Below are 21211 nucleotides of genomic sequence, written 5' to 3' on the forward strand. Positions count from 1 at the left end.
GCCCCCCCGCCCGGATGGCGGGGCCGCCCGGGCGCGGGTTCAGCCGCGGCGGGCCGGGCTTCAGTTTTGGCGGGGGGGGGGCCCCCCCCCCCCGGGCCCCGGGGGGGGGGGGGGGCCCCCGGGGGGCCCCCCCCACCACTGCTTTTCCCGGACCTCTCGGCTCGGCGCCGGTCCTCCCGGACCCCTCAGCGCCAGCGCCAGGCGTGGTCGACCGGCCCGATCCCGGCGCCCAGCGCGAAACCCCCGGCGATCGCGCCGGTGATGTACTCCTTGGCCGAGCCCACCGCCTCCGGCAGCGCCTCGCCCTTGGCCAGGCCGGCCGCGATCGAGCTGGCCAGGGTGCAGCCGGTGCCGTGGGTGTGCCGGTTGTCGTAGCGCGGCGCCCGGTACCAGTGCGCCTCCCCCGGCCCGCCGTACAGCAGGTCGGCGGCCTCGCCCTCCAGGTGGCCACCCTTGACCAGCACCCAGCGCGGCCCGAGGTCGAGCAGCGCCTTGGCGGCGTCCAGCATCTGCCCCTCGTTCTCGACGGTCCGGCCGGTGAGCTGCGTCACCTCGTGCAGGTTGGGGGTGGCCAGGGTGGCGACCGGCAGCAGCTTCTCGCGGAGGGTGCCGACGGCCTCGGCGACCAGCAGCGCGTCCCCGTGCTTGGAGACGCCGACCGGGTCGACCACCACCGGGGCGTCCACCCCGGCCAGCAGCCCGGCGACGGTCTCGACCAGCTCGACCGAGGCGAGCATGCCGGTCTTCACGGCCTGCACCCCGATGTCGTCCACCACGCTGCGGAACTGCGCCCGGACGGCTTCGGCGGGCAGTTCCCAGTAACCCTGGACGCCGAGCGAGTTCTGCGCGGTGACGGCGGTGATCACGCTCATGCCGTGGACGCCGAGGGCGAGCATCGCCTTGAGGTCGGCCTGGATGCCGGCGCCGCCACCGGAGTCGGAACCGGCGATCGTGAGCACGCGGGGAGGGGCCACGCGGGGAGGATGGGCAGTCGAAACCATGAGGTCAACCTACCCCTGACGGTTCACAGCACGGCTTCGGACTCCGCCCAGCGGTCCGGCGGCACCGTCTTCAGCCGGGTCACCGCGTCGCCGATCGGCAGCAGCTCGATCCCGGTCCGGCGCAGCGCGGTGAAGTGCCCGAACGCGCCCTGGTGGACGGCCTCCACCGCGTGCCAGCCGAAGCGGGTGGCGAGCACCCGGTCCCGGGCGGTCGGGGTGCCGCCGCGCTGGGTGTGGCCGAGGATGACCGGGCGGGCCTCCTTGCCGAGCAGGTTCTCCAGCTCGTGGGCGAGCCGGTTGCCGATTCCGCCGAAGGTCCGGTGGCCGTACTGGTCGACCTCGCCGTGGTCGAAGCGCATGGTGCCGGGCATCGGCGTGGCGCCCTCGGCGACGGCGATGATGGCGAACTTCTTGCCGCGGGCGAAGCGGTCCTCGACCATCCGGGCCAACGCCTCGATGTCGAAGGGCTTCTCCGGGATCAGGATGCCGTGCGCACCGCCGGCCATGCCCGCGGTGAGGGTGATCCAGCCGGTGTGACGCCCCATCAACTCGACCACCATGACCCGCTGGTGGGACTCGGCGGTGGTCTTCAGCCGGTCGATCGCCTCGGTGGCGACGTGCACGGCGGTGTCGAAGCCGAAGGTGACGTCGGTGGCCTCGATGTCGTTGTCGATGGTCTTCGGCACCCCGACCACCGGCAGTCCGGCGTCGCTGAACTGCTGGGCGGCGGTCAGCGTCCCCTCGCCGCCGATCGCGATCAGCGCGTCGATGCCGATCTCCCGGGCCAGCACCTTCGCGTTCTCCACCGCCCAGGCGATCCGGTCGCGCCGCACCCGGGCCGAGCCCAGGATGGTGCCGCCGAGGGTGAGCAGGCCGGTGACGTCGTCGTGCGAGACCGTCCTGGTGCGGCTCTCGATCAGGCCGAGGAAGCCGTCCAGGATGCCGACGATCTCGTCGCCGTGGACGTCCGTGCCGCGATGGACCACCGAGCGGATCACCGCGTTGAGGCCGGGGCAGTCGCCGCCGCTGGTCAGTACACCGATGCGCATGTCAGCTGTGCTCCCGCTCGCAGGGTTCGGGCCGCCCGCGCCGGACGGAGTGCGTGAGTGGCGGGCGGGCTCGGATGCCGCAAGCCTACGCAAAACGCACCCTCGAAGCCCGTCCGCCGCACGCCCGGACCGTCATGCGTCGCCGCGGCGTCCAGGGCCCATCGGCCGTACTCCGTAGGCTATTCGGCGAAGTGGTCCCAGCCGCCGACCCGGTCCCAGGGCGCGCCGTCCACCGTGACCCGGCCGCTGCGGCTGCCCGTCGGGCGCCCGGTCACCTCGCCCACCACCCGCCAGCGGGCCGGGAGTTGGATGCCGCGCGGGAAGGTCGCGACGATCGCGTGGTCCTCGCCGCCGGAGAGCACCCAGACCAGCGGGTCCACCCCGACCGCCTGGCCGATGTCCGCCATCTGCGCCGGGACGTCGAAGTCCGCGGCCTTCAGGTCGATGTCCACCTCGCTGGCCCGGGCCACGTGGCCGAGGTCGGCGACCAGCCCGTCGCTCACGTCGATCATCGAGGTCGCGCCCAACTCGGCCCCCGCCGGGCCCGCGTGGTACGGGGGCTCGGGCCGGCGGTGCGCCTCGACAAAGGCGCGCGGGGAGCGGAAGCCGCGCTGCAGCACGGTCAGCCCGGCGGCCGACCAGCCCAGCCAGCCGGTCACCGCGACCACGTCGCCGACCTGCGCACCGGCGCGCGTCACCGCCGCACGCCCCTGCAAGTCCCCGAGCGCCGTGATGGCCAGCGTGACGGTGTCGCCGCGCACCACGTCACCGCCGACCACCGTCGCCCCGGCGACCTGGCACTCGTCGCGCAGCCCGTCCATCAGCTCGGTCGCCCACGTGGTGGGCAGGTCGGCGGGGGCGACCAGGCCGAGCAGTATCGCGGTCGGCACCGCCCCCATCGCGGCCACGTCGGCGAGGTTCTGGGCGGCGGCCTTGCGGCCCACGTCGTAGGCGGTGGACCAGTCCCGGCGGAAGTGCCGGTGCTCGATCAGGACGTCCGTGGTCGCCACCACCCGACCGTCCGGAGCCCGCACCACCGCGGCGTCGTCTCCCGGGCCGAGGTCGACCGCGTCGGTGAGCGGTACCCGGGCGGTCAGCTCCCTGATGAGGCCGAACTCGCCGAGCTCGCCCACGGTCCCCTGCATCTGCCGTCCTCTCGCGTTTTCATCCGATCCGGTCCCCGTCGCGCTCCCCCGCGCGCAGCGTACGCCCTTCGGGGGTGCAGAAGTCTCCCCTCCCCGGCCCGCTGCGCGGTAGCGTGGTGATCAGACTGCCGGTGAGCCCGTTTCCACCCCCCGACGCCTGACCGGGCGATCACGGCGGCGATCCCCGTAACCGGCCGCCGGAGGTCCCCGTGGTACAGGCATACATCCTGATCCAGACCGAAGTAGGGAAGGCCACCGCGGTGGCCGAGCTGATCACCAAGATCCCCGGCGTACTCACCGCCGAGGACGTCACCGGCCCCTACGACGTGATCGTCAAAGCCGAGGCCGAGACGGTGGACGACCTGGGCCGCATGGTGGTGGCCGAGGTCCAGAAGGTCGACGGCATCACCCGCACCCTCACCTGCCCCGTGGTCCACCTCTGAGGCCCGGCTCCCGGTAGCGCCCGGCCTCGGTAGCGCCCGGCCTCGGTAGCGCCCGGCTTCGGTCGGGCCCCACTGTCACCGAGGCCCGGTTCCGAGGCCCGGCTACCATCGGCGGGTGGCCAGAGAACTCCGCGTCCCCGAGGCGCTGACCGCCCTGCCGGCGCCGATCCGCTGGCTGGCCGTGCCCGTCGCGCTGACCTGCACGGTCGTCGTGCTGGTCGGCAGCTGGGGGTCGGACGACCGGAAGATCGAAGTCCCGCACCCGAGCGGCAAGGCGGCCGACTACTGCCGGGCCCTGGCCGCCGCGCTGCCGCAGGAGCTGCTCGGGCACGCCCGCAAGGACCCGTCGCCCGCCACGCCGTACGTGGCCGTCTGGGACAGCTCGCCCCGGACGGTCCTGCGCTGCGGCGTCGACCGGCCGGAGGAGCTGGACGGGGAGCACGCCAAGGACCTGTCCCCGACCGTCGACGACCTCACCTGGTGGTCCCAGAAGCTGGACGACGGGAGCTACCGCTTCGTGGCGACCATGCGCGCGGCCTACGTCGAGGTGGTCGCACCGCCCGGCGTCTACGGCAGCCCGCTGGACCCGGCGGCCGCGCTCACCCCGCTGGTCAAGGCCAACATCCCCGGCTGAACCGGACGTACCGAGGGCGGACCGGGAGCTTCCCGGCCCGCCCTCCGCCGTACGGACCGGCTAGCGCAGCCCGGTCGAGCGCCGCAGCGCCGTCTGCAGCAGCCGGTCGATCAGCTCCGGGTACGAGACCCCGCTGGCCTCCCACATCTTCGGGTAGGCCGAGATCGGGGTGAAGCCGGGCATGGTGTTGACCTCGTTGATCATCCAGGTGCCGTCCTCCAGCAGGAAGAAGTCCACCCGGGCGAGGCCCTCGCAGCCGAGCGCCTCGAAGGCCTCGATCGCCTGGCGCTGGATCTCGGCGAGCTCCTCGGCGGTGAGCTTCGCCGGGATCTGCACGTCCGAGGAGTCGATGTACTTGGCCTCGAAGTCGTAGAAGTCGAAGCCGTCGCCGACCAGGATCTCGCCGGCCACGCTGGCCCGCGGGCCGTCCTCGAACTCCAGCACGCCGCACTCGATCTCGCGGCCGGTCACGCCCGCCTCGATGATCAGCTTGGGGTCGTGCCGACGGGCCTCCTCGATCGCGGCGTCGAGGTCGGCCAGGTCCTTCACCTTGGTGATGCCGATGCTGGAGCCGGCCCGGCAGGGCTTCACGAACAGCGGCAGGCCCAGCTCGGCGGCCCGCTCGCGCACCGCGGCGCGGCCCGCCTCGGTCTCCCAGTCGCGCGGGCGCACGATGGTGTAGCGGCCGACGCCCAGGCCGTGCGAGGCCAGGATCCGCTTGGCGAACTCCTTGTCCATGCCGGCCGCGCTGGCCAGCACGCCGTTGCCGACGTAGGGGACGCCGGAGAGCTCCAGCAGGCCCTGCAGGGTGCCGTCCTCGCCCCACGGGCCGTGCAGCAGCGGGAACACCACGTCGACCTCGCCGAGGGCCTTGGGGGCGCTCCCCGGCTCGCTCAGCAGCACCTCCCGGTTGCCCGGGGCGACCGGCAGCGCCACCTGCGCGTCAACGGACTCGGCGACGTGCGCCACGTCCGGCAGCCGGCCGTCGGTGATGGCCATCCGGGCCGGCTCGTCGCTGGTCAGCGCCCAGCGGCCCTCGTGGGTGATGCCGATCGGCAGCACGTCGTACTTGTCGCGGTCGATCGACCTGAGCACACTGCCCGCGGTGGAGACCGAGATGGCGTGCTCGGAGCTGCGCCCGCCGAAGACCAGCGCGACGCGCGGCTTCGGGGCGGACGGGTTCGGGGAGGACTGTTCGATGCTCATATCGGGTTTGAGACTACCGTGCGACGTGTTTCCGGGACGTCAACCGCCCCGGCGACCACGCCTTCCCTGGCCGTCAGCGCCGCCGCTCCGCCTTCGCCGAGCGCGACATCAGCGTCTGCAGCGCCTCCTGGGTCGGCCGTCCGTTGTGCACGACGTCCACCACGGCCTCGACGATCGGCATGTCGACGCCGTTGCGCCGGGCCAGGTCCAGCACCGACTCGCAGGACTTGACGCCCTCGGCGGTCTGGCGGGTCGCCGCGATGGTCTCGGCGAGCGACATGCCCCGGCCCAGGTTCATGCCGAAGGTGTTGTTGCGGGACAGCGGCGAGGAGCAGGTGGCGACCAGGTCGCCCATCCCGGCGAGCCCCGCGAAGGTGTGCGGGTCGGCCCCGAGCACCTCGCCGAGCCGGGTGGTCTCGGCCAGCCCGCGGGTGATCAGCGTCGCCTTGGTGTTGTCGCCGAGCCCCATCCCGGCCGCCATGCCGACCGCCAGGCCGATCACGTTCTTGACCGCGCCGCCGAGTTCGCAGCCCACCACGTCGGTGTTGGTGTACGGCCGGAAGTACGGCGTGTGGCAGGCCGCCTGGAGCCGCTTGGCGACCGCCTCGTCGGAGCAGGCGACGACGCTGGCCGCGGGCTGCCGATTGGCGATCTCCTTGGCCAGGTTGGGCCCGCTGACCACCGCGACGCGCTCCGGGCCGACCTTGGTGACCTCGTCGATCACCTCGCTCATCCGCTTGGCGGTGCCGAGTTCGATGCCCTTCATCAGGCTCACCAGGACGGTCTGCGGCTCGATCAGCGGCGTCCAGGCGGCCAGGTTGTCGCGCAGCGTCTGCGAGGGCACCACCAGCACCGCGAAGTCGGCGCCGGCCAGCGCCTCGGCGGCGTCGGTGGTGGCCCGCACCGTGTCGGGCAGCCGGACGCCCGGCAGGTAGTCCGGGTTCTCGTGCGTGGAGTTGACGGCGTCCACCAGCTCCTGGCGGCGGGCCCACAGCACGACCTCGCAGCCCGCGTCGGCGAGCACCATCGCGAACGCGGTGCCCCAGGAGCCGGTCCCCATCACGGCGCAGCGGGTCACTTGCCGGCCTCCTCGACGCCCGTGCCCGGCGCGCCCTTGGCGCGCCGGCGCTCGGCCAGCGCCGTCGCGGCGCGCTCCCGGGCGGCCTTGCGCATGTCGTAGCGCTCGGCGGGCGGCTCCTCCTCGCGGACCTCGGCCAGCACGGCGGTGATCGCCGTCATGATGTCCTCGGTCGCGTCGGTGAGCACCTGGGTGGTGAGCTCCTGGCCCTGGTACTTGCTCAGGTCCACCGCCGGACCGGCCGCGACGGTCACCCTGTGGCGCGGGAAGAGGTTGAACTTGCCCTTCCCGAAACCGGGCCGGCCGTACGGCGGGATGATCTCGTGCGCGCCCCAGTGGGCGACCGGGATGACGGGCGCGCCCGTCATCAGCGCGACCCGGGCGACGCCGCTCTTGCCGGTCATCGGCCACAGGTCCGGATCCCGGGTGAGCGTTCCCTCCGGATAGAACTGGACGCACTGGCCGCTGTTGACGGCGTCGATCGCGGCCCGGAACGCCTGCGCGGCGTCGGTCGACTCACGGAACACCGGAATTTGGCCGGTCTTGCGCAACATGAATCCGATGAAGGGAATCGAGAACAGCGAGGACTTGCCGAGAATGCGCGGCGGGCGACCGCTGTTGTACTGCCAGTGCGCGTAGATCACCGGGTCGATGATCGAATTGTGGTTCACCGCGGCGATGAAGCCGCCTTCCTTCGGAAGGTGCTCCCAGCCCCGCCAGTCGGGCTTCACCAGGGCGGTCGTCACCGGCTTCACCAGCACGGCCGCGAAGCGGTACCAGATGCCGTAGTCGGCGTTGCCGAACTTGGCGTACGAGCGGCGGGCCACCCCAGCTCCTTCTCATCCGATGCGGCACCCGGAGTGCCGCGGTCATGGCCTCCCGGTGCCGTGCACCGGTGCCAGCGGTGCCCGGGCCACGGGCGCGGAACAGTGTCGCCCGCCCGCTCACCGGCTGTCGAGCGGGCGCGCCAACCCGCCGGGCGGGCGTGATCAAACGCACGTCCGCACAGTTCGGACGGCCTGGCGAGGGCTCCGGGACCGGCGACACAATGACGCCGATGACCCAGGACACCGTACGCCCCAGCGGCCCCGCCGCGCCCGCCGCACCCAGCGCCGGCTGGTCGCTGGTGCTTCCGCTCAAGCCGCTCGCGCTGGCGAAGAGCAGACTCGCCCCGTACGCCGGGCCGCACCGGGCCGACCTGGCGATGTCCTTCGCGCTCGACACCGTCACCGCCGCGCTGGCCACCCCGGGCGTCGGCCGCGTCCTGGTGGTCACCCGCGACGCCGAGGCCGGTGTCCGACTGGCCGCGCTGGGCGCGCTGGTGGTCGCCGACGAGCCCGGCGGCGGCCTCAACCGGGCGCTGGCGCACGGCGCGTCGACCGCCCTGGCGCTCGCCCCGGCGGCGCCACTGGCCGCCCTCTCGGCGGACCTGCCGGCCCTGCGTCCGGCCGAACTGGCCCGGGTGCTGGGCGCGGTGCCGCCGGACGGCCGGGCCTTCCTGCCGGACTCCCCCGGCCTCGGCACCACCCTGCTCGCCTGCGCCCCCGGCCGTCCGCTCTCCCCCGCCTTCGGGGACGGCTCGCGGGCCCGGCACGCGGCCGGCGGGGCGCTCGAACTGCGCCTCCCGGACGTGGAGTCGGTGCGCCGGGACGTCGACACCGGTGCCGACCTCGGCGAGGCCGCTGCGCTCGGCCTCGGCCCGCACACCGGTGCGCTGTTCGCCCGGCTGAGCCTGTCCTGACCCCGGCTCGGGGCTGTGCCCGGGACCGGGCCCGGTCCCGGGCCGGGTCCCGGGGGTGTGCCGACCCGCTCGCTATGCTGCTGACATGCAGGCCACCGCGTTCACCTTCGACCCCGCCACCCGGGCCGGCTCCGTGCTGCTCGACGACGGGACCCCGGTGCCGTTCGACGCGGCCGCCTTCGACGCCGGCGGCCTGCGGCTGCTGCGGCCCGGCCAGCGGGTCCGGATCCGCACCGAGGGCACCGGCGAGGCCCGCCGGGTGGTCTTCGTGACGCTGCAGACCTTCCCCGACCCCGCCGAGGGCTGAGCCCTCGCGGGGCGGCTGCCCGCAGGCCTCCTCCGACCACGGACCATCCGTTCCCCGCGCACGCCGTCGAATCCTGACTAAGCGCCCGGAAATCGGAAGAGCCGCGGCGACCGGTCTCCGCGAATTCACGGAAGGGGTGCCGCGGCTCTTGGCCGAAGGCCGTCCGAGGACGGTCGCGCGGGACTTACTTGGCGGAGGTCTTGCGCGCGGTGGTCTTGCGGGTGGCGGTCTTCTTCGCCGGAGCCGTCTTCTTGGCCGTGGCGGTCGCCTTCTTGGCGGTCGCCGTGGTCTTCTTGGCGGCAGCCGTGGTGGTCGCCTTCTTGGCGGCGGCCGTCTTCTTGGTCGCGGCAGCCGTGGTGGCCGTCTTCTTGGCGGCGGCGGCGGTGGTCTTCGCGGCGGTCTTCTTGGCGGTGGTCGCCTTCTTCGCGGCGGTGGCCGTGGTCTTCTTGGCGGCAGCCGTGGTGGCCGTCTTCTTGGCGGCGGCCTTCTTGGTGGCCGGGGCGGCGGCGGCCGCAGCGGTGGCGGCACGCTTGGTGGCGGCCCGCTTGGCGGCCGGGGTGGCGGCCACACCGGTCTTGCCCGGGGTGAGGGAGCCCTTGGGGGCCTTCTTCACCGAGGGGCCTTCCTTCGGCAGCTTCTTGCTGCCGCTGACCAGGTCCTTGAAGCCCTGGCCGGGGCGGAAGCGGGGCACCGAGGTCTTCTTGACCTTGACGCGCTCGCCGGTCTGCGGGTTGCGGGCGAAGCGCGCGGAGCGCTCCACCTTCTCGAAGGTGCCGAACCCGGTGACCGAGACCCGGTCACCGGCCACGACGGCACGGACCATGGTGTCGAGCACTGCGTCGACGGCCTCTGCGGCAGCCTTGCGACCGCCCAGCTGCTCGGCCACCGCTTCGACAAGCTGAGCCTTGTTCACGTCTTCCCCTTCGGAAACGGGCGCCGGATGATTCCATCCGTTCTTTTCGCACGTTAGGTATGTATCTGCGGACTTTCAATTACCAAACGCGCGAATCACCCTAGTGTCGCAATGGATTTGCGCGTCGGCGACCTCAGCCGAGCGGCGGGCGCCCCTCGTCGAGGTCATGTACAAAGCGACTCAACCGCCTTGCCGCCTCCGGAAGATCGCGCTTGGCGGTCTCGGTGACGATGAGGAGTTGACGGGTGAGAGCGGTCTTTGCATCGGCAGACACGTTCAGCGCATGCACGCGGGCGTGAGCTTGCTTCAACCGCTCGGCCACAAGCGCGTAGAGCGCTACGACTTCCTGGTCGTCCGGCCCCTCAGCTGGCGCGGAGGTGACGTCCGGCCGATCGTCAATTCGGCGTTCGGATGGCCGGCCCATGGAGTCCTCAGCCGCGGGTTCGCCGCCCGCGTACGGAGGTTCATGGTGCCGGTGCATGTACTGATTGTGCCATCTACCCGCAGTTGTACTTGCGCGGGGCCCTCTCCCGCAAAGCCAAATGGGCAATCCGGGGCGGGCCGCGGCGCTAACTCGTGCTCCGGAACGACGGATGGCCCGGCCCCCCCGAGGGGGGCGCGGGCCATGCGGCGGATCGTCAGAATGCTTGTTCTGAGGGGAACTCAGGCGACCGGCAGAGTACGGGGCTTGAAGGCCGGGCGGGTCGTCTCGAAGGCCGCGATGTCGGCCTCGTTCTGCAGCGTGATGCTGATGTCGTCCAGGCCGTTGAGCAGCCGCCACCGGACGTTGTCGTCCAGTTCGAAGGCCGCGGTGACGCCCTCGGCCCGCACTTCGCGGGCTTCCAGGTCAACGGTGATCTCGGCCGAAGGGTCACTCTCGGTGAGCGCCCAGAGCCGTTCCACGGTCTCCTGCGGCAGGACGACCGTCAGCAGGCCGTTCTTCAGGGAGTTGCCGCGGAAGATGTCGGCGAAGCGCGACGAGATGACCGCGTGGAAGCCGTAGTTCTGCAGCGCCCAGACGGCGTGCTCGCGGGAGGAGCCGGTGCCGAACTCGGGGCCGGCCACCAGAACCGTGGCACCCTGCCGCTCGGGCCGGTTGAGGATGAACGACTCGTCCTTGCGCCAGGCCTCGAACAGTCCGTCCTCGAAACCGGACCGGGTGACCTTCTTGAGCCAGTGGGCCGGGATGATCTGGTCGGTGTCCACGTTGCTGCGGCGCAGCGGGACGGCCCGGCCGGTGTGGGTGGTGAACTTCTCCATGGCTCAGGCCTCCACGGCAACGTCGGGGTTCGCCGGCTCGGCGGCGTTCAGATCGGCGGGGGAGGAGAGGCGGCCCAGCACCGCGGTCGCGGCGGCGACCTGCGGGGAGACCAGGTGGGTGCGGCCGCCCTTGCCCTGTCGGCCCTCGAAGTTGCGGTTCGAGGTGGAGGCGCAGCGCTCCCCCGGGGCCAGCTGGTCGGGGTTCATGCCCAGGCACATCGAGCAGCCCGCGTGGCGCCATTCGGCGCCGGCCGCGGTGAACACCTTGTCAAGGCCCTCCTCGACGGCCTGCAGCGCGACCCGGACGGACCCGGGAACCACCAGCATCCGTACGCCGTCGGCGACCCGGCGGCCCTCCAGCAGGGCGGCGGCGGCCCGCAGGTCCTCGATCCGGCCGTTGGTGCAGGAGCCGACGAAGACGGCGTCGACCTTCACCTCGCGCAGCGGGGTGCCGGCCTCCAGGCCCATGTACGCCAGGGCGTTCTCGGCGGCGGCGCGCTCCTGCGGGTCGGCGAAGGAGGCCGGGTCCGGCACGTTCGAGCCCAGCGGGGCGCCCTGGCCGGGGTTGGTGCCCCAGGTGACGAACGGGCTCAGCTCGCTCGCGTCGATGAAGATCTCGTGGTCGAAGACCGCGTCCTCGTCGGTGCCCAGGGTCTTCCAGTACGCGACGGCGGCGTCCCAGTCCTCGCCCTGCGGGGCGTGCGGGCGGCCCTGCAGGTAGTCGAAGGTGGTCTGGTCCGGGGCGATCATGCCCGCCCGGGCGCCGGCCTCGATCGACATGTTGCAGATGGTCATCCGGGCCTCCATGGACAGGCTCCGGATCGCCGAACCGCGGTACTCCAGGACGTAGCCCTGGCCGCCGCCGGTGCCGATCTTCGTGATGACGGCCAGGATCAGGTCCTTGGCGGTGACGCCCTCGGGCAGTTCGCCCTCGACGGTGATCGCCATGGTCCGGAACGGGGCCAGCGGCAGGGTCTGGGTGGCCAGCACGTGCTCGACCTGGCTGGTGCCGATGCCGAACGCCAGCGCGCCGAAGGCGCCGTGGGTGGAGGTGTGGGAGTCGCCGCAGACCACGGTCATGCCGGGCTGGGTCAGTCCGAGCTGCGGGCCGACGACGTGCACGACGCCCTGCTCGACGTCGCCGAGCGAGTGGATCCGGACGCCGAACTCGGCGGCGTTGCGGCGCAGGGTCTCCAACTGCACCTTGGACACCGGGTCGGCGATCGGCTTGTCGATGTCCAGGGTGGGGGTGTTGTGGTCCTCGGTGGCGATCGTCAGATCGGTGCGGCGGACCGGGCGCCCGGCCAGTCGCAGTCCGTCGAAGGCCTGCGGGCTGGTGACCTCGTGGAGCAGGTGCAGGTCGATGAACAGGAGGTCGGGCTCGCCCTCCGCACGCCGCACGACGTGGTCGTCCCAGACCTTCTCTGCGAGTGTCCGTCCCATCGGATTCCCTCCAGCCGGCCGCGTTGCCGGCCTTCTCGTGTCGTCGAGGTCGCTGCGTGCGCCGCCCCCTGCGGGGACGCGTTCGCGAGACCTGCACGCCGGATCGCTGTCCACGATGCGGACACTCGGACGAGGCCCCATCCTGGATGTCTCCCGGGCTGCTGCATCCAGAGTGGCGCTTTTCTCGGAAGATTGAACTTGCGTCTCGCGGAATGAGACTGCAGTCTTAGGGCATGGACAACACTAGCGGCGTCGGCGTTCTCGACAAGGCCGCTCTGGTGCTGAGCGCACTGGAGTCGGGCCCCGCCACGTTGGCGGGGCTGGTCGCCGCCACCGGTCTGGCGCGCCCCACGGCCCACAGACTCGCCGTCGCACTCGAACACCACCGTCTGGTCACCAGAGACATGCAGGGACGCTTCATCCTCGGTCCCCGCCTGTCCGAACTCTCCGCCGCGGCGGGCGAGGACCGACTGCTCGCCACCGCGGGCCCGGTCCTGACCCACCTGCGCGACGTCACCGGCGAGAGCGCACAGCTCTACCGCCGCCAGGGCGAGATGCGGATCTGCGTCGCCGCCGCCGAGCGGCTCTCCGGTCTGCGGGACACCGTCCCGGTCGGCAGCACCCTGCCGATGAAGGCCGGCTCGGCCGCCCAGGTCCTGCTCGCCTGGGAGGAGCCCGAGCGGCTCCACCGCGGCCTGCAGGGCGCCCGCTTCACCGCCACCGCGCTGAGCGGCGTCCGGCGGCGCGGCTGGGCCCAGTCGATCGGCGAACGCGAGCCGGGCGTCGCGTCCGTCTCCGCGCCCGTCCGCGGTCCCTCCAACCGCGTGGTCGCCGCCGTGTCGGTGTCCGGCCCGATCGAGCGCCTGACCCGCCACCCGGGGCGCCTGCACGCCCAGGCCATCATCGAGGCCGCGAACCGGCTCACCGAGGCCCTCCGCCGCAGCTGACCCCCGGCCGCCCGCGGGAAATCCCCCACCCCCTCCCCCACCGAGAATCCGAAAGGGCCCCGCTCGAAACCGAGCGGGGCCCTTCGCTGTCCACTGTGCGGGAAAAGTGTGCGGGAAAAGCAAAAAAGACCCCGGGAACCGGGGTCTTCCTTTTCTGGCTGGGGTACCAGGACTCGAACCTAGACTAAATGAACCAGAATCACTCGTGCTGCCAATTACACCATACCCCAACACAAAGCAAGGGCCGATGGGCGAACCCACCGGCTTCCTGCCCTGAAGTACCCCCGACCGGATTCGAACCGGCGCTACTGCCGTGAGAGGGCAGCGTGCTAGGCCGCTACACAACGGGGGCTTCCTGGCGATCCCTTGCGGGATCCGTACCCCCGACCGGATTCGAACCGGCGCTACTGCCGTGAGAGGGCAGCGTGCTAGGCCGCTACACAACGGGGGCTTTCCAGGTGATCCCTTGCGGGATCCGTACCCCCGACCGGATTCGAACCGGCGCTACTGCCGTGAGAGGGCAGCGTGCTAGGCCGCTACACAACGGGGGCTTGATCTTCATTTGTACTGCTGTACTTGCGTACTGCGCTGGGGTACCAGGACTCGAACCTAGACTAAATGAACCAGAATCACTCGTGCTGCCAATTACACCATACCCCACCAGAGTTGAACCCTCGTCGGGATCTTCTCAGGCGTTGCGCCTCTCGTTCGGTCCCGGCGGGGGGCTTTCGCTCCCTCGTCCGTTCCCTCCCGGGCGGCGCAGAAAGAACATTACCCGACGTCTGCCCTGGCTCCAAAATCGATAACCCCAGGCAGCCGCCGAGCGGCCGTCCGGTGACCTCCGGGTACGCCGCGGGCCCGGCACGGAGCCGGGCCCGCGGTGTGCTCGGCGGCCCGGTCAGGCAGCCGGCAGGGCGTCCAGGGCGGAGCGCAGACGGCGCAGCGTCTCGGGCCGGCCCAGCAGCTCCATGGACTCGAACAGCGGCGGCGAGACCCGGCGGCCGGTGACGGCCACCCGCAGCGGCGTGAAGGCGAACTTGGGCTTGATGCCCAGCCCGTCCACCAGCGCCTCGCGCAGCGCGGCCTGGATCGGCTCCGGGGTGAAGTCCGCGAGCTCCTCCAGCGCCTTGATGCTGGCCGCCAGCACCGGGCGGGCGTCCGCGGTGAGCACCTTGGCGGCGTCGTCCGGGTCGACGGCGAACTTCTCCGGCGCCACGAACAGGAAGCCGGCCATGTTCACGATCTCGCTCAGCACGACCATCCGCTCCTGGGTGAGCGGCGCGACCTTGGCGAGCACGTCCAACTGCTCGGCGGTCGGCTCGGCCGGCAGCAGCTCGGCGGCCTGGAGGAACGGCACCAGGCGCCGCGCGAAGTCCTCCGGGGCCAGCTTGCGGACGTGCTCGGCGTTGATCGCCTCGCACTTCTTCAGGTCGAAGCGGGCCGGGTTGGCGTTCACCTTCGCGATGTCGAAGGCGGCGACCATCTCGTCGATGTCGAAGAGGTCGCGGTCCTCGGCCAGCGACCAGCCCAGCAGCGACAGGTAGTTGAGCAGGCCCTCGGGGATGAAGCCGCGCTCGCGGTACAGGTTGAGCGAGGCCTGCGGGTCGCGCTTGGAGAGCTTCTTGTTGCCCTCGCCCATCACGTACGGCAGGTGGCCGAAGCGCGGGGTGGTGCCGTCGCCGACGCCGATCTCGGCGAGCGCGGCGTACAGCGCGACCTGCCGCGGGGTGGAGGACAGCAGGTCCTCGCCGCGGAGCACGTGGGTGATGCCCATCAGGGCGTCGTCCACCGGGTTGACCAGGGTGTACAGCGGGGCGCCGTTGGCCCGGACAATGCCGTAGTCCGGCACGTTCTCCGGCTCGAAGGTGAGCGTGCCGCGCACCAGGTCGTCGAAGGAGATGGTCTTGTCGGGCATCCGGAAGCGCAGGATCGGCTCGCGCTTCTCCAGCTTGTAGACCGCGACCTGGTCGTCGGTCAGGTCCCGGCAGTGGCCGTCGTAGCCGGAGGGCTTGCCGGCCGCGCGGGCGGCCTCGCGGCGGGCGTCCAGCTCCTCGGTGCTGCAGTAGCAGTGGTAGGCGTGGCCGGCCTCGTGCAGGCGGCGGGCGACGTCGGCGTAGATGTCCATCCGCTGCGACTGGCGGTACGGCTCGTGCGGACCGCCGACCTCCGGGCCCTCGTCCCAGTCGAAGCCGAGCCAGCGCATGGCGTCGAGCAGCTGACCGTACGACTCCTCGGAGTCGCGGGCGGAGTCGGTGTCCTCGATCCGGAAGACCAGCGTGCCGCCGTTGTGGCGGGCGAAGGCCCAGTTGAAGAGGGCGGTGCGGACCAGGCCCACGTGGGGGTTGCCGGTCGGGGACGGACAGAAGCGAACCCGGACGGCCGGGTCAGTGTTAGCCACGCTTGATCACCTTGTTGGCGAGAGTGCCGATGCCTTCGATGGAGACGGCGACCTCGTCGCCGACGTTGAGGGGGCCCACCCCTGCGGGCGTGCCGGTGAGGATGACATCGCCGGGCAGCAGCGTCATGGCCTCGGAGATGTGGACGATCAGCTCGGCGACCGAGCGGACCATCAGGGAGGTGCGGCCGGTCTGGCGGAGCTCGCCGTTGACCGTGCAGGTGACGGCGAGGTCGCTCGGGTCGAGGTCGGTCTCGATCCACGGACCCAGCGGGCAGGAGGTGTCGAAGCCCTTGGCCCGGGCCCACTGGCCCTCGCGCTGCTGGACGTCCCGGGCGGTGACGTCGTTGGCGCAGGTGTAACCGAGGATCACCTCGGGCACCCGGTCCAGCGGCACCTCGCGGCACATCCGGCCGATCACCACAGCGAGTTCGGCCTCGTGCTGGACGTCCGAGGAGAATGGCGGGTACGCGATGCTCTCGGTCGGGCCGATCACCGCGGTGGACGGCTTGAAGAAGGTCAGCGGGACGTCCGGGACCTCGTTGCCCAGCTCCTGCGCGTGCGCCGCGTAGTTGCGGCCGACCGCCACGATCTTGTTCGGGAGCATCGGGCTGAGCAGCCGCACGTCCTGGAAGCGGTAGCTCTCACCGGTGGGCTGGGGCTGGCCGAACGGGTGGCCGGCCAGCGCGTGGACGACCAGCGAGTCGGGCTGGGAAGGGTCGCCCTCCACCACGCCGAAGGAGACGCTGCCGGCGGCAGGGCTCCCTTCCCGGACGGAAAACCTGGCAATGCGCACGGCTGGGATACCCCTCGCTTCGTCGGCCGCCCGGGGCGCGCCCGGGCGCTGGTGGGCGCCCCGCCCGCAGTGGGCGCGGCCCCGTCAATCGGCCTCCAGGCTATCGCGTGGGGCCCCGGCCGACCGCTTAGCCCCTGTTCGGTGCGGTTGGGGCGGGAACGCCGGAGGGCGCCGCCGCCACGGGTGTGACGGCGGCGCCCTCCGGGGAGCGCGTACGGGGTCAGTCGGCCACGACGACGGCCGGGGCGACCATCAGCTGGACGCGGCGCGGGTTCGCGGTGCTGTTCGGCAGCTCGGTGGCGTAGGTCACGACGTCCTCGGGCTTGCGGGCGCCCGGGATCTTGCTGAAGTCCTCGACCGAGGCCAGCGTCGTGCGGCGCGGGTTCGCCGTGGAGCCGCAGGACAGCGTGGACTTGGTGGCCTTCTTCGCCTGGGACATCGAGAGCACCTCGTGGTCGTGGCCGGGCGGATCCGCGGCGGATCGGCACCGGCCTGAGTGATTCCGATTGATTCGGAGGGGTTCTGGGCAGGCTGATCGGTGCCGTGCTCCGGAGACAGCCAAGATTACGAGATCTCTTTCCATAGAGACCGTGACCAAAGCTACACATTGACCTGTGATTTTGCTCACAAAATGCCGAGCAAAACTCAGATATCCGACATATCGTCGCACCGGAATTTTCCGACATTCAGCCCGTAACGGGCATTCCGGAAGGTCTGTGACTCTTGTCGATCTAGGGTCGGGTTGGCATGTATCCGGCGAGTGTCCGAAAAAGGCGGTATTCCGGTCCGGTTACCGCACAGTCAGTGAGATCGCACAAGCACTCGGTAGTGTCGGACGCCTGCTTCCTGCGGCCCTTGTTGGGATTCCCCGGCTGTGCTGGAATGCGACGGACCGTGGGTAGGGAGTGGTCCACCCCGGTGACCCGCTCGCCCGGACCGGCCGGGGAGCGGATGGAAACTCGACACCGTCCAGGCCGTGGCAACACGGCGGGACGCCCGGTCCAGAGGTTGCGACGCCAGTGCAGGGACGTTTCAAAAGGGGTAGCGGCGCCGCGGGAAACCCGGAGTCGCGCGAGCCTGTGGCAGCCCCCCAGCAGGCGGCGGCGCCCGGCGGCCCGGCCGAGCCGATCACGCCCGAGACCGTCGGCCGCCCCGAGGAGGACGGCCAGGAACGGAAGTCCGCCCGGGACAAACTCCGGACCTCCCTGACCCGGCGCCGGGCCACCGGTCTGAACCGGCTCGCGATGCGCAACTGGCGCATCCGCACCCGGCTGATCGCCCTGCTCGCCCTCCCCGTCCTGGTCTCGCTGGTCCTCGGTGGCCTGCGCATCCAGACCTCGATGGAGAACTCGCAGCAACTCGCCCAGATGGCCAACCTGTCCGACCTGGCCAAGAAGGCGACCAACCTCGCGGACTCGCTGCAGACCGAGCGCGACATCAGCGCCGGCCCGATCACGCACGAGCCGAACGCCCAGCTGGACGACGACATCGTCGCCGCCCGCAAGGCCACCGACGACCTGAGCCGCACCTTCACCGCGTCCTCCGACAAGTTCGAGAACCTCGAACTGTCCGGCGGAAAGGCGCTGCTGCTGCAGATCCGCAAGGACCTGAACTCGATTGCGGACACCCGCAGCCTGCCGTACCAGAACAACCAGAACATCCAGTCGACGATCACCGCCTACGACGTGATCATCCGCGACCTGCTGTCCATCACCCAGGACATCGCGCTCGCGTCGAACAACAAGGACCTGGTCGTCTCCACCCGCGCGCTGCAGCAGTTCTCGCTCGCCAAGAACGCGACCTCGCAGCAGCGGGCCCTGATCAGCGCCGCGCTCGCCAACGTCAAGGGCCCCGACCTCAGCCCGAGTGACGAGTCCTTCGGTATCCGCCTGCGCCTGTCGTACGACAACGCGATCGCCAGCTTCAACAACATCTACACCGCGCACGACCTGGACAACCTGCGCAGCCAGCTGAGCTACAACGGCGTGGTCGCCGACGCCGACCGCTACTCGCAGACGATCCTCACCCAGGGCGGGATCCACCAGACCGAGCCGGTCACCTACAAGGACTGGTACGAGAAGGCCAGCGCCAAGATCACCGCCGAGCGCCGGATCGAAAGCAAGCTGATCGAGAACCTCGACGGCAAGGCCCAGGACCTGCAGTCCCAGGCCGACACGGACGCCCTGATCATCGGTGTCGCGGTCGCCCTGGTGCTGCTCGTCGCCCTCGGTGGCGCCGGTCTGATCGCCCGCTCGATGGTGCGCTCGCTGACCCGTCTGCAGAACGCGGCCGAGGACGTCGCCGAGCGCCGGCTGCCCGAGCTGGTCAAGATCCTCTCCGAGAGCGACCCGCACGACGTCGACACCACGGTCGAACCCGTCGCCGTCGACTCCGCCGACGAGATCGGCCACGTGGCGCACGCCTTCGACATGGTGCACAGCGAGGCCGTCCGCCTCGCCGCCGAGCAGGCCCTCCTGCGCGGCAACATCAACGCGATGTTCACCAACCTCTCGCGCCGCAGCCAGGGCCTCATCCAGCGCCAGCTGTCGCTCATCTCCGAGCTGGAGAGCCGCGAGGCGGACCCGGACCAGCTGGCCAACCTCTTCAAGCTGGACCACCTCGCGACCCGCATGCGCCGCAACGGCGAAAACCTCCTCGTCCTCGCCGGTGAGGACCCGGGCCGCCGCTGGACCCGCCCCGTCCCGCTGGTCGACGTGCTCCGCGCCGCCGCCTCCGAGGTGGAGCAGTACGAGCGCATCGAGCTCGCCGCCGTGCCGTCGGCCGAGGTCGCCGGCCGCGTCGTCAACGACCTCGTCCACCTGCTCGCCGAGCTGCTGGAGAACGCCACGTCGTTCTCCAGCCCGCAGACCCGCGTCCGGGTCACCGGCCACGCGCTGCCGGACGGCCGCGTGCTGGTCGAGATCCACGACACCGGCATCGGCCTGAGCCCCGACGACCTCTCCGAGATCAACGAGCGCCTCGCCAACCCGCCGACGGTGGACGTCTCGGTCTCCCGCCGCATGGGCCTCTTCGTGGTCGGCCGCCTGTCGCTGCGCCACGGCATCCGCATCCAGCTCCGCCCCAGCGACTCCGGCGGCACCACCGCGCTGGTCATGCTCCCGGTGGACGTCACCAACTCCGGCGACCGCCGCGGCGCCGGCCGCCCCGGCCCCGCCCAGGGCAAGCAGCAGCGCGGGGTCGCCCCCACGCCGCGCCAGCAGCGCCAGATGCCGCCCGCCCGCCAGAACGGTCCGGCCGCGCTCGGCCAGAGCCCGGCCGGCGGCGCCCCGCAGGGCGGCCGCCCGCAGCTCGGCCAGGGCGGCCCGACGGGCCCGCAGGCCGGTCCCGGTGCCCAGGCCGGTCCGGGTGCGCCCGGCGGCCGCGCCGGTGGTCTGCCGACCCGCCAGGTCGGCAAGGCGCTGCGCGAGACCGCGGTTCCGCAGGGCCAAGGCAAGGGCCAGCACCAGGGCCAGCAGAGCCCGGGCCGGCAGCCCGCGCAGCCGCAGCGGGCCCAGCAGCCGCAGCGGGCCCAGCAGCCGCAGCAGCCCCAGCAGCAGTCGCAGCAGCAGCAGTCGCCGCAGGGCGGCCTGCCGCAGCGCGCCCCGGGCCGCCAGGGTCCGCCGCAGGCCGGGCCGAACGGCCTGCCCCGCCGCGGGCAGCAGCAGCCGGGCCAGCAGCCCGGCCAGCCGCAGCCCGGTCAGGAACGGCCGCGCCCCGGCGGTGACTTCGACGGCGGTCCGGGTCCCCGGACCGGCGAGCAGCCCCAGCACGGCCGCCCCGGCGGTCCCGGTGCTCCGCAGCAGGGTGCCCGTCCGGGCAACCGTCCGCAGGACGGCCTGCCGCAGCGCGCCCCCGGCCGTCAGGGCCCCGGTGCGCCGGGTGCCCCCGGGCGGCCCGGTGCCCAGGGTCCGCGCCGTCCGCAGCGCCCCGGCCCGGACGCGCCGCAGCGCGACCGCCAGCCGCAGCTGCCGCAGCAGGCCCAGCAGCAGCCCCAGCCGCTGCCGTCGGCCGAGCCGGCGCCGGTGGAGAGCACCCAGCAGTTCGCCCGCCCGCGGTTCGAGGCCAGCCAGATCGACCCGCGCGACCCGCTGGGCCTCGGCCTGGTCGAGCCGGTGCTGCCGAACGTGCCGAACCCGGCGCGTCCGGAGCCGGTGCGCCAGGAGCAGGGCCCGCAGCAGCCGCAGCCGCTGCCGTACCAGGAGCCGATGGCGCTGCCGACCGGCCCGTCCGCGGCCACCGGCCGGCAGCCCGGCGACCAGCAGGCCGCCGACCAGCAGCCCTGGTACCCGCAGGGCGACGCCCAGCAGGCGCGGCCGCGGTCCTACCAGCCGCGTCGGCCCGGCACCGCTGCGCCGGAGTTCCAGGAGCAGGGCCACGCCCAGCAGCCTCCCCGGCAGCAGGCCCCGCAGCAGCAGCCCCAGCCGGCTCCCCAGCAGCATGCCCAGCAGCCGCAGGCTCCGCAGCAGCAGCAGGCCCAGCAGCCGGGCGAAGGCGACGCGCCCTGGCGCCCGTCCGCGAACGACGAGCGCTGGCGCCGCGCCGAGCAGGTCCGCGAGCCCTCGACCAACGGCGTCACCATGTCGGGCCTGCCCCGGCGGACCCCGCAGGCCAACCTGGTCTCCGGTACCGCCGAGTCGTCGCCGCTGACCGGTCCGCAGGTCTCCCGGGCCCCCGAGGAGGTCCGCGGGCGCCTGACCAACCTGCGCCGCGGCATCCAGCAGGGCCGCCGGGCCGGGGCCGAACAGGCCGCCAACCAGCCGGGCTTCCCTCATGGTGCCCAGCAGCCCGGATTCGATAGTTTCGGTGGCCGGAGCGACGGCAACGGCGCAGATCACCAGGAGCGTTGAGTTGAA

19 protein-coding genes and 5 tRNA genes are annotated in these 21211 nt (G+C 72.2%); 6 read left to right on the forward strand and 18 right to left on the reverse strand.

Annotated elements, in window-relative coordinates:
- Positions 1-185: 185 nt before the first annotated feature.
- From thiD to ACZ51D_RS03575, 3 genes are all read right to left on the reverse strand, one after another.
- Positions 186-1001, reverse strand: a complete 816-nt coding sequence (gene thiD, locus ACZ51D_RS03565; protein WP_465626510.1) for a bifunctional hydroxymethylpyrimidine kinase/phosphomethylpyrimidine kinase — start codon at positions 999-1001, stop codon at positions 186-188.
- A gap of 23 nt (positions 1002-1024) precedes the next feature.
- Positions 1025-2050 carry an ATP-dependent 6-phosphofructokinase gene (locus tag ACZ51D_RS03570; protein ID WP_465626512.1) on the reverse strand — a complete coding sequence of 342 codons (1026 nt, stop codon included), beginning with the start codon at positions 2048-2050 and terminating at the stop codon, positions 1025-1027.
- A gap of 179 nt (positions 2051-2229) precedes the next feature.
- Positions 2230-3195 (reverse strand): thiamine-phosphate kinase, encoded by a 966-nt coding sequence (locus ACZ51D_RS03575; RefSeq protein ID WP_360509545.1) that lies wholly within the window; start codon positions 3193-3195, stop codon positions 2230-2232.
- Positions 3196-3404: 209 nt separating this feature from the next.
- Between ACZ51D_RS03575 and ACZ51D_RS03580 the strand changes: the two genes are divergently transcribed.
- Both ACZ51D_RS03580 and ACZ51D_RS03585 read left to right on the forward strand, forming a co-directional pair.
- On the forward strand, positions 3405-3638 hold the full coding sequence (locus ACZ51D_RS03580) for an Lrp/AsnC family transcriptional regulator (RefSeq protein WP_465626513.1): 234 nt from the start codon (positions 3405-3407) through the stop codon (positions 3636-3638).
- A 115-nt stretch (positions 3639-3753) separates the two neighbouring features.
- On the forward strand, positions 3754-4272 hold the full coding sequence (locus tag ACZ51D_RS03585) for a DUF3515 family protein (RefSeq protein ID WP_465626515.1): 519 nt from the start codon (positions 3754-3756) through the stop codon (positions 4270-4272).
- Between the two features lie 60 nt (positions 4273-4332).
- Here ACZ51D_RS03585 and ACZ51D_RS03590 read toward each other — a convergent pair whose 3' ends face one another.
- The 3 genes from ACZ51D_RS03590 to ACZ51D_RS03600 form a co-directional block, all read right to left on the reverse strand.
- Positions 4333-5478, reverse strand: a complete 1146-nt coding sequence (locus ACZ51D_RS03590; protein ID WP_465626517.1) for a D-alanine--D-alanine ligase family protein — start codon at positions 5476-5478, stop codon at positions 4333-4335.
- Positions 5479-5551: 73 nt separating this feature from the next.
- Positions 5552-6556, reverse strand: a complete 1005-nt coding sequence (locus ACZ51D_RS03595) for an NAD(P)H-dependent glycerol-3-phosphate dehydrogenase (RefSeq protein WP_360262030.1) — start codon at positions 6554-6556, stop codon at positions 5552-5554.
- Complete coding sequence (locus ACZ51D_RS03600) at positions 6553-7383, reverse strand: lysophospholipid acyltransferase family protein (RefSeq protein WP_465626519.1); 831 nt, start codon at positions 7381-7383, stop codon at positions 6553-6555. The genes ACZ51D_RS03595 and ACZ51D_RS03600 overlap by 4 nt, the downstream gene beginning before the upstream one ends.
- A 230-nt stretch (positions 7384-7613) precedes the next feature.
- Between ACZ51D_RS03600 and cofC the strand changes: the two genes are divergently transcribed.
- Together cofC and ACZ51D_RS03610 are read left to right on the forward strand one after the other, a co-directional pair.
- Positions 7614-8297 carry a 2-phospho-L-lactate guanylyltransferase gene (cofC, locus tag ACZ51D_RS03605; protein ID WP_360509536.1) on the forward strand — a complete coding sequence of 228 codons (684 nt, stop codon included), beginning with the start codon at positions 7614-7616 and terminating at the stop codon, positions 8295-8297.
- A gap of 85 nt (positions 8298-8382) precedes the next feature.
- Positions 8383-8604 (forward strand): hypothetical protein, encoded by a 222-nt coding sequence (locus ACZ51D_RS03610; RefSeq protein ID WP_030257846.1) that lies wholly within the window; start codon positions 8383-8385, stop codon positions 8602-8604.
- Between the two features lie 184 nt (positions 8605-8788).
- Here ACZ51D_RS03610 and ACZ51D_RS03615 read toward each other — a convergent pair whose 3' ends face one another.
- The 4 genes from ACZ51D_RS03615 to leuC form a co-directional block, all read right to left on the reverse strand.
- Positions 8789-9517 (reverse strand): HU family DNA-binding protein, encoded by a 729-nt coding sequence (locus tag ACZ51D_RS03615; protein ID WP_360509533.1) that lies wholly within the window; start codon positions 9515-9517, stop codon positions 8789-8791.
- A 133-nt stretch (positions 9518-9650) separates the two neighbouring features.
- Positions 9651-9998: an SCO5555 family protein gene (locus ACZ51D_RS03620; RefSeq protein ID WP_396289940.1), complete on the reverse strand. Its 348-nt coding sequence runs from the start codon at positions 9996-9998 to the stop codon at positions 9651-9653.
- A 182-nt stretch (positions 9999-10180) separates the two neighbouring features.
- Complete coding sequence (leuD, locus tag ACZ51D_RS03625; RefSeq protein WP_465626522.1) at positions 10181-10777, reverse strand: 3-isopropylmalate dehydratase small subunit; 597 nt, start codon at positions 10775-10777, stop codon at positions 10181-10183.
- Positions 10778-10780: 3 nt separating this feature from the next.
- Entirely contained in the window at positions 10781-12220 is a 1440-nt protein-coding gene (gene leuC, locus ACZ51D_RS03630; protein WP_465626524.1) for a 3-isopropylmalate dehydratase large subunit, read from the reverse strand.
- Between the two features lie 233 nt (positions 12221-12453).
- On the opposite strand from leuC, the gene ACZ51D_RS03635 reads away from it, so the two are divergent.
- Positions 12454-13167, forward strand: coding sequence for an IclR family transcriptional regulator (locus tag ACZ51D_RS03635; protein ID WP_030246527.1), 714 nt, complete (start codon positions 12454-12456; stop codon positions 13165-13167).
- Between the two features lie 155 nt (positions 13168-13322).
- On the opposite strand, the gene ACZ51D_RS03640 is transcribed toward ACZ51D_RS03635, so the two are convergent.
- The 8 genes from ACZ51D_RS03640 to ACZ51D_RS03675 form a co-directional block, all read right to left on the reverse strand.
- Positions 13323-13397, reverse strand: a tRNA-Gln gene (locus ACZ51D_RS03640).
- Positions 13398-13446: 49 nt separating this feature from the next.
- Positions 13447-13519: transfer RNA gene (locus ACZ51D_RS03645), tRNA-Glu, on the reverse strand.
- Positions 13520-13545: 26 nt separating this feature from the next.
- Positions 13546-13618, reverse strand: a tRNA-Glu gene (locus tag ACZ51D_RS03650).
- A 27-nt stretch (positions 13619-13645) separates the two neighbouring features.
- Positions 13646-13718: transfer RNA gene (locus ACZ51D_RS03655), tRNA-Glu, on the reverse strand.
- Positions 13719-13755: 37 nt separating this feature from the next.
- A tRNA-Gln gene (locus ACZ51D_RS03660) sits at positions 13756-13827 on the reverse strand.
- 238 nt (positions 13828-14065) lie between these two features.
- The gene (gene gltX, locus ACZ51D_RS03665) at positions 14066-15565 is read right to left on the reverse strand and encodes a glutamate--tRNA ligase (protein ID WP_465626526.1); all 1500 of its coding nucleotides are present in this window, start codon (positions 15563-15565) and stop codon (positions 14066-14068) included.
- Positions 15558-16358 (reverse strand): fumarylacetoacetate hydrolase family protein, encoded by an 801-nt coding sequence (locus ACZ51D_RS03670; RefSeq protein ID WP_465626528.1) that lies wholly within the window; start codon positions 16356-16358, stop codon positions 15558-15560. Before ACZ51D_RS03670 ends, gltX begins: the two co-directional genes overlap by 8 nt.
- Before the next feature lie 220 nt (positions 16359-16578).
- Positions 16579-16797, reverse strand: coding sequence for a hypothetical protein (locus tag ACZ51D_RS03675; RefSeq protein WP_360509523.1), 219 nt, complete (start codon positions 16795-16797; stop codon positions 16579-16581).
- A 640-nt stretch (positions 16798-17437) separates the two neighbouring features.
- On the opposite strand from ACZ51D_RS03675, the gene ACZ51D_RS03680 reads away from it, so the two are divergent.
- Positions 17438-21205, forward strand: coding sequence for a nitrate- and nitrite sensing domain-containing protein (locus ACZ51D_RS03680; protein ID WP_465661080.1), 3768 nt, complete (start codon positions 17438-17440; stop codon positions 21203-21205).
- Positions 21206-21211 lie beyond the last annotated feature (6 nt).

This window comes from Kitasatospora sp. NPDC033851 (assembly GCF_055576085.1).